This is a genomic window from Amycolatopsis sp. NPDC003861 (genome assembly GCF_053605405.1).
In genome coordinates this window covers 1-5,525 of the sequence record NZ_JBSGJD010000405.1, presented here as the reverse complement: position 1 = coordinate 5,525, position 5,525 = coordinate 1, and the positions used below count along the sequence as shown (strand labels likewise).

At 74.1% G+C, this 5,525-nt stretch carries 5 protein-coding genes; 2 read left to right on the top strand and 3 right to left on the bottom strand.

Annotation, left to right across the window (positions count from 1 at the left end; genetic code table 11):
• On the top strand, nucleotides 1-701 hold a 701-nt coding region (locus ACWEVN_RS46170; RefSeq protein WP_452055497.1), incomplete at its 5' end, for an NAD(P)/FAD-dependent oxidoreductase.
• Here ACWEVN_RS46170 and yaaA read toward each other — a convergent pair.
• A complete protein-coding gene (gene yaaA / locus ACWEVN_RS46165; RefSeq protein ID WP_452055496.1) occupies nucleotides 688-1,434 on the bottom strand; it encodes a peroxide stress protein YaaA in 747 nt (248 codons plus the stop codon). The two genes, ACWEVN_RS46170 and yaaA, sit on opposite strands and share 14 nt — an antisense overlap.
• Before the next feature lie 55 nt (nucleotides 1,435-1,489).
• On the opposite strand from yaaA, the gene ACWEVN_RS46160 reads away from it, so the two are divergent.
• Nucleotides 1,490-2,455: a GNAT family N-acetyltransferase gene (locus ACWEVN_RS46160; RefSeq protein ID WP_452055495.1), complete on the top strand. Its 966-nt coding sequence runs from the start codon at nucleotides 1,490-1,492 to the stop codon at nucleotides 2,453-2,455.
• Here ACWEVN_RS46160 and ACWEVN_RS46155 read toward each other — a convergent pair.
• Nucleotides 2,436-3,338, bottom strand: a complete 903-nt coding sequence (locus ACWEVN_RS46155) for a 2-hydroxyacid dehydrogenase (RefSeq protein ID WP_452055494.1) — start codon at nucleotides 3,336-3,338, stop codon at nucleotides 2,436-2,438. The genes ACWEVN_RS46160 and ACWEVN_RS46155 overlap by 20 nt on opposite strands.
• Nucleotides 3,339-3,354: 16 nt before the next feature.
• Complete coding sequence (locus ACWEVN_RS46150; protein ID WP_452055493.1) at nucleotides 3,355-5,157, bottom strand: S1 family peptidase; 1,803 nt, start codon at nucleotides 5,155-5,157, stop codon at nucleotides 3,355-3,357.
• Nucleotides 5,158-5,525 lie beyond the last annotated feature (368 nt).

Below are 5,525 nucleotides of genomic sequence, written 5' to 3'. Positions count from 1 at the left end.
CGCCCGGGCTGGGCGCGGTGCACCTGGCGGGCGCCGGGCGCGTCGACGGCCACTCGCTGCGCCGCGCCTTGCTGGCGGCCGCCGAGGCGAGAGGCGCGAAGTTCGTCGAGGGCGAGGTCGCGTTCCGCGCGGACGGCACGGTGGCGACCCCGGACGGCCCCCTGGACGCGGACAGCGTGGTGGTGGCGGCCGGCGCGTGGAGCCGCGAACTGCTGGCCCCGCTGGGAATCGACCTGCCGGTGACGCCGCACCGCGGCCAGATCAGCCACTTCGACCTGCCGGGCACGGAAACCGCGGCCTGGCCGGTGGTCCTGCCCCGCACCAGCCACTACCTCCTGGCCTTCGGCGGCGGCCGGGTGGTGGCGGGCGCGACACGCGAGGCGGAGGCGGGCTTCGACTACCGCGTCACGGCGGCCGGGCAGCGCGAGGTGCTGGAGAACGCCCTGACAGTGGCACCGGGTCTCGCGGACGCCACCCTCGCGGAGACCCGGGTCGGTTTCCGCCCGGGAACACCCGACGGCCTGCCGATCCTGGGGACGATCCGGCCGGGCCTGGCGGTGTCGACGGGTTTCGGCGCGGGCGGGCTGACGAACGCGCCGTTCGCGGGCAAGCTCGTGGCGGCCCTGGCCCTGGGGGAGGACCCGGGCTTCGACCTGAGCCCGTTCGCCCCGGACCGGTTCGCGGGCCTCAGCCCTCGGTGACCAGCTCCAGCGCGTGCTCGCCGGTGCGCTCGACCACCAGGCCCGCCTTGGTGATCACCTTCATCAGCTGGTCCACAGTGGACGGATCCGCGCGCGTGGCCGCCAGCACGTGCGCCAGGCGGCCCTTGTACGCCTTGTTGAAGTGGCTCACCGTCACGCGCTCGCCGCGGGCGTTCTCCGTCACCACCCGGACGGTCACCGCGTCCGGGCGCAGCTTGGCGAACGCCGAGTACGTGCCCGAGCGCAGGTCGACGACCAGGCCTTCGACCGCCTGCAGCACCGGCTCGAGGACCGGCTTCCACAGCCCGCGGACCGTGCCCAGCGCCGGCAGCGAGTTCCCGCCCGAGAGGCGGTACGCCGGGATCGGATCGGTGGCCGACACCACGCCGAACAGCGACGACGTCACCGCCAGCCGCCGGTGGGCCTTCTCCAGCCCCGCCCTCGTGAAGCTCTTCACGTCCAGCGCGTCGTACAGGACGCCGGTGTAGCGGCGCAGCGCCGGCATCGTCGGGGACGTCCACAGCTGCGCGTTGCGCGCGACCTCGCCCGCCTGCCGCTCGGTGAGGCTTAGGGCCGCGATGCTCGCCGGGACGTCGGCGGCCAGCTCCACCAGCGCGTCGGCCAGCTTCGTGCGCGTCGGGTTCAGCTCGGGGAACGACAGCCCGTCGAGGTGGAGCGGGCCGCCGCGGCCGCCGTCGGCCTTGGTCTCGGAAGGGGGGAGGAGCACCAGCACGCCCCGAGCGTAAATCGGGGTGCGTGGGCGCCGCTGCCCGGCCTAGCCTCCCGGCATGGACCTGACCTGGCGACCGTTGGGCTTCGACGACGCTTCCGCCCTCGCCCGGCTGTACGCGGCGGCCGAGGAGGTCGACCGGACGGGTGAGCACTTCAGCGCGGAGGACCTCCGCGAAGAGCTGGCGGGCCCCAACGTCGACCTGGCCCGCGCCACCGTCGGCGCCTGGGCCGGCGACCGGCTGATGGGTTACGGCCTGGTCCGCCGCCGCGACGCCGCCGACCCCGTGCACATGATCCGGCTCCAGTCGATCGTGCACCCGGACCACCGGACCGACGCCGTCGGCGCTCACCTGGTCGAGTGGTTCGCGCGCACGAGCCGCGAGGTCCACGAGCGCGTCTTCCCGGGCGCGCCGCTCGAACTGCATTACGGCAGTCACGAGAACGAGCGCTGGATCGCGGGTGTCCTCACCCGCGCGGGCTACACGAACAGCCGGACGATGGTCACCATGCGCGTCGGCCTCGCCGACCTGCCGCCGCAGCCTCCGCTACCCGACGGGTTCGCGGCGGTGCCGTTCGACTTCAAGTACGACCTCGCCGCGCTCGACGCCCGCAACGACACCTTCGCCGACCACTGGGGCAGCACGAGCTACGAGCCGGACGCCTGGCGCCACCTGGTCACCGGCTCGAAGGACTTCCGCCCGGAGCTGTCGTTCCTCGTCCTGGACGGCGACAAGGTGCTGGCGTTCGTGCTGAGCCACCACTACGTGTCCGAAACCGAGGCGACCGGCATCCGCGAGCTCTACGCGACCTGGGTGGGCACCCGGTCGGCCCTGCGCGGCCGCGGCATCGCGTCCGGGCTGCTGGGACACACCCTCCTGGCGGCGAAGGAGGCGGGATTCGACCGGTCGGCCCTCAACGTCGACGTCGACAACGCCCACCGCGCGCTGGGTGTTTACGAACGCTGCGGATATCGCGTCGTCGACGAATGGCACGTGTACGTGCTCAAGCCTGGACGAGGTTGAGCAGCTCCTCGCCCTGCGCGTACCGCCGCAGCTGCTCCGCAGCGAGCTTTTTCGCGCGCGGGTAGAACGACGCCGACCCGCCCGCGATGTGCGGGGTGATGACCACGCCGGGAACCGTCCACAGTGGATGGTCCGCGGGCAGGGGTTCGGGGTCCACGACGTCGAGACCGGCGCGGAGGCGCCCGGTGCGCGTCTCGGCGAGCAACGCGTCCGTGTCGATCGCCGTGCCGCGGCCGACGTTGACCACCAGGGCGTCGTCGGGGAGGGCGGCGAGCTCGGCGGCGCCGATGAGGCCGCGCGTCGCGGGGGTGTCCGGCAGGACCAGCACGACGATGTCGGCTTCGGGCAGCAGCGTGGGCAGCTCGGCGACGCCGTGGACGCCCTCGTCCGGGCGGGGACGGCTCGCCACCCGCGTCACCACGGCCTCGGCCGCGACGAGCTGGCGTTCGATGGCTTGCCCGATCGAGCCGTACCCGACGAGGAGGACCCGGCTGTCGGCCAGCGACCGCGTGTGCTCCCGCACCCACTCGCCGTGGGTCTGCTGCGCGAACCAGCGCGGCAGGTCCCGCTGCGCGGCATGGATGAGCGCGAGGGCGTGCTCGGCGACGCTCAGGTCGTGCAGCCCGCGCCCGTTCGCGAGACGCACGCCCTCGGGCAGCAGCGGCACGATCGCCTCGACGCCGGCCGACAGCGACTGCACCACCCGCAGCGACGGCAGTTCCCGGATCAGTTTCGGCGGCTCCGATCCTCGGTCGTAGGGCAGCACGTAGAACTCGACGTCCCCGAGATCGGCCGGAGGAGCGCCGGCGCCGTCGTAGTACGCGGCGCCGAGCCCCTCCGGCACGTCGATGTCGGTCCACGGCAGCAGTACGCGAGCGCTCATGCCGCCTTTCTACCCGCTACCGCGTGTAGTAGCCCTGCAGGTCGACGACCAGGTGCGTCGAGCCTGCAGAGTTGAGCACGTCGAAGCGCGCTCCCGAGCCGAGCCGGACCGTCGCCGCGTTGGACGTGTTCTCGCCCGCCATGACGTTCACCGTCGAGGGCACGCCGCTGTAGGGCAGGTCGTGCGACCAGGCGGCCAGGAACGTCGTGGCGCTCGGCTGGACGCCGGTGACGTTCACCGCCGCGGCGGTCGCACCGGACGGCAGGCCGGCGGCCGGCACCGTGACGATCCCGCCCGGGCCCAGCGGCGCCGCCGGGCCGGTGCGGGTGTCGACCAGGCGGGTGGGCGTGCCCAGCGCCGCGTACCGGCTGCCCGCGTCACCGGGGACGAACGAGCCGACCAGGGACAACAGGACGTGGCTCTGGCCGTGGTGCAGGAAGATGCGGATGGCGCCGTCGTCGCCGATCCGCACCAGCGACTGGGTCGCGCGGTGCTCGTTCGGCACGATGTTCAGCGTCGACGGGCCGGGCGTGCCCTGGGCGAAGACGCTGAAGAAGGTGTCGGAGTCGCTTTCGGTCCCGGTGAGGTTGACGGCCACCGCGACGGCGTCGGCGGGGACGCCCGCGACGCCGCGGACCGGCACCGCCACGACCTCGCCCGGGGTCAGCCGGCCCGGGTGCCCGCCGAGCGACGTGCGGGTGTCGAGGACCAGGTCGGGCTTGTCCTTCGGCTGGTAGGTCGACTCGCCGGAGGCGCTGTAGTAGCCGAGGTAGTCGACGATGACGTCGATGTTCCCGGCGTTGTTGCGGACCTTGATCCGGCCGTCCGCACCGACCGGGACGATCGCCATGCCGGCGGCGGTGCGGCCGCCGGTGATGTTGACGTTGGACGTCGTGGGCAGGGCGTCGCCGTAGGCGGTCAGGAAGGTGCTCGCGGTGCCACCGGTGCCGACCAGGCTGACCGCGACCGCGCTCGCGGCGGCGGGCAGGCCGGGGACGGCGACGGACACGGATTCGCCGGCCGCGACGGGCTTCTTGTGGCCGCCGGTGTCGGTGCGGGTGTCGAGCACGCGCTGGGCGGCGGGCAGGGCGGTGTAGGCGTCGCCGCGGAGGCGGAGGCCGATCCAGCCGGCGATGTCGTCGACGCGGGTCTCGACGGTGCCCTGCCGGGTCTCGGTCGAGCCGAGGCAGCCGGCCTGCCAGGAGGCGTGGTGGATGCCGGCGAGCTCGACGACGCCGTTGCGCTCGCGCAGGAGGGGACCGCCGGCGTCGCCCTGGCAGGTGGTGGCGGCCGCCGGGTCGCCGAGGACGGCGAGGGTGGTGGCGGTGACGCTCTGCACGGAGGCGGGGACGGTGTGGAGCTGGTCGGGGACCCATTCGGTGGCGGTCCGGCCGTAGCCGGCGATGCGCAGGGTCTCGTTCGGCGCGGGGGCGGCGGTGCCGATGGCGACGGGTGTGACGCCGGTGACCGGCGCGGCCAGCTTGGCGAGGGCGAGGTTGCGGTCGGCCCGGAAGAGGAGGTCGACGACGGCGCGTTCGGTGCCGGCGGCGCCCCGCTGCCCGACGATCGCCTTGGTGGCGAGCTTCGGCGCACCGGCTTGGCCGCCGTTCTCGGGGAAGCAGCCGGCGGCGGTGACGACCCACTGCGGCGCGACCAGGGCACCGCTGCACCCGTGCAGCCCGCCGACGTCGATCTTGGTGGCGAAGGTGTAGGCGCCCTCGGCGGCCGGGCTGCCCCCGGTGACGGCGGCCGAGGGAACGGCGGCGAGAAGGCCGGCCACCGCGACGGCGGCGAGCGTGACCCCGGCTCTTCCGGGCATGGCGAAGGCACCCCTGACGGGCGGCATGGATCCCCCTGTGATTCGGAAACTTCGTCGCGAACGGGACATGTCGCGGGCACCCCCGCACCAAGGACCCCCCGTTCCTGGTCGCGCCGATGCTAGCCGGTTGTGTTGGCGGGGAGCCAGTAGTCGGAAGGCGGGCGGGGAGGGGGTTGGGCCGAACGGACGATCATGGGGCCGGCCGGGGCTCGGTGGGGCGGGAATCGTTGTGGGACAGGGGATTCCGGCTCACGGCTCGCCCGGGGCAGCATCGGTCGGCGGGGGTGCGGTGGGCGCGGCGCGGTGCGCGGGTCGCTTCGGGCCGGGTTGGGTGGGTGTGGCAGCCGGCGGCTGGCGGGGGTGCGGTG

Coding starts and splice junctions, on each gene's coding strand:
- ACWEVN_RS46160 (WP_452055495.1), top strand. CDS start 1,490: ATGGACCTGACCTGGCGACCGTTGGGCTTCGACGACGCTTCCGCCCTC.
- ACWEVN_RS46155 (WP_452055494.1), bottom strand. CDS start 3,338: ATGAGCGCTCGCGTACTGCTGCCGTGGACCGACATCGACGTGCCGGAG.
- ACWEVN_RS46150 (WP_452055493.1), bottom strand. CDS start 5,157: ATGCCCGGAAGAGCCGGGGTCACGCTCGCCGCCGTCGCGGTGGCCGGC.